This window comes from Oerskovia sp. NPDC056781, assembly GCF_042789955.1.
Lineage (GTDB): Bacteria > Actinomycetota > Actinomycetes > Actinomycetales > Cellulomonadaceae > Oerskovia > Oerskovia rustica.
In genome coordinates this window covers 1-1,190 of sequence record NZ_JBHUAD010000406.1, presented here as the reverse complement: position 1 = coordinate 1,190, position 1,190 = coordinate 1, and the positions used below count along the sequence as shown (strand labels likewise).

At 74.6% G+C, this 1,190-nt stretch carries 2 protein-coding genes; both read left to right on the top strand.

Annotated features, from left to right (window positions below; all coding sequences use genetic code 11):
- Positions 1 to 536: hypothetical protein (locus tag ACFRCR_RS18780; protein WP_377679709.1), on the top strand; the 536-nt coding region annotated here is incomplete at its 5' end.
- Positions 537 to 609: 73 nt separating this feature from the next.
- Entirely contained in the window at positions 610 to 1,041 is a 432-nt protein-coding gene (locus ACFRCR_RS18775; RefSeq protein ID WP_377679707.1) for a hypothetical protein, read from the top strand.
- Positions 1,042 to 1,190: the final 149 nt, after the last annotated feature.

The window sequence follows — 1,190 nt, the reverse complement described above, 5'->3', positions numbered from 1 at the left end:
CCCTGGGAGCCTGCTCGGGCGGGGGCGACCCTGAGTCGTCCGCCGCGTCGCCCACGTCGTCCGCGACCGACGGGACCGCCGAGACGGCGGCCGACAGCTCCGCGGTCGACGCTGCGACCGACGCGGCGTCGGCGGCCGACGCGGACGCCGACGCAGCAGCGGGGGGTGACCCGGCCGCCCCGGCCGACCCCGCCGTCGACACGTCGTTCTGCGCCGAGACGGAGGCCGCGTGGGCCGCGGCCAACACCGCGCAGGTGTCGATGAGCGTGGACCATCCCCGCACCCTGGTGACGGGGTTCGAGAACGCCCGCGTCGCGCTCACCAGCGTCGAGCCCCCCGCGGACGTCGCGGCCGACTGGAAGACCGTGACGTCCTACGTCTCGACCGCGGCCAAGGCGCTCGCGAAGGCCGACAGCGACTCTCCGAAGGAGATCGTCAAGGCGCTCGACGACGCGGGCAAGGACCTCGACACGGCCGCGATGACGGCGGCGTCGGCGCGTGTGACGGCGTACCTGGACACCACCTGCCGCGCGTGAGGCGCATGGGGAGAACTGCCCAGGGGGCGAATTCTGGCGCCGATGCTCACAGCAATGCTCCAGGATGGGGTCCGTGACCAACCGAAAGAGCACGACCACGACCCTCGGCGGTATCGCGACCGCCGTCCTCCTGACCTTCTCCCTCGCCGCGTGCAACGGCGGCGGCGCGGACGTCGCCGCGTTCTGCAAGGCCGGCGAGGACCTCGACGCCACCATGGCCGACGTCGACCCGTCGGACCTCGCGAGCACCGGTGGCGCCTTCACCACCCTTGCCGCCGAGATGGAGAAGATCACCGCCCCCGACGACGTCGCCGCGGACTGGAAGGTCCTGACCGGGGCCATGGGCGACGCGGGGGCGGCCTTCACCGAGCTGAACGACCTCGACCCGACCGACCCGGCGTTCGTCGACAAGGCGACCGCCGTCGGTGACGACATCCAGAGCGACGAGGTGACCGCCGCGATGAAGAACCTCGAGACGTTCTCCGCGGAGAACTGCAAGGCCTGACCGAGCGCCGTCCCGGAGGGGCCGGTCCCGCCCCGCGCGCCGGGAGGGCCGCCCCCCCGGGGGGGGGCGCGGGGCCCCCCCCGCGCCCCGGGGGGGGGGTGGGGGGGTGGGCCCGCGGGAAACCCCACAAAACCCCCCCCCCCGCCCCC